Below are 286 nucleotides of genomic sequence, written 5' to 3'. Positions count from 1 at the left end.
AAGCCCAGCGCGGTCTGGTCGGCCGAGGTCTTGAATTCCACGTCCGAGGACGCGTTCATCACGATCTTGGTGCCGTCGGTGCTCTTCGAGAAGCTGCCGGCGCCGACCGCGGTGTTGAGCTTGGTCAGGGCCTGGTCGAGGGTGTCGGTCGAGGCCAGCGCGACGGTGGTCGCCGACCCGTTGACGTAGAGGTTGAGCGTGGTGTTGGCGGCCGGGGCCGAGTAGGCGGTCGAGGCGGTGCCGGTGGTGGTGATCTGGGTGGACAGCGCCTGGTTGGCGACCGACT

At 67.8% G+C, this 286-nt stretch carries 1 pseudogene; it reads right to left on the bottom strand.

What is annotated here, in order from left to right:
• A pseudogene (locus MKK65_RS03375) lies at positions 1 to 286 on the bottom strand (flagellar protein); the annotation flags it as partial.

This window comes from Methylobacterium sp. J-001, from assembly GCF_022829565.1.
Lineage (GTDB): Bacteria > Pseudomonadota > Alphaproteobacteria > Rhizobiales > Beijerinckiaceae > Methylobacterium.
Note: the sequence above shows the minus strand (reverse complement) of the source record. Positions and strands in the feature narration are given on the sequence as shown.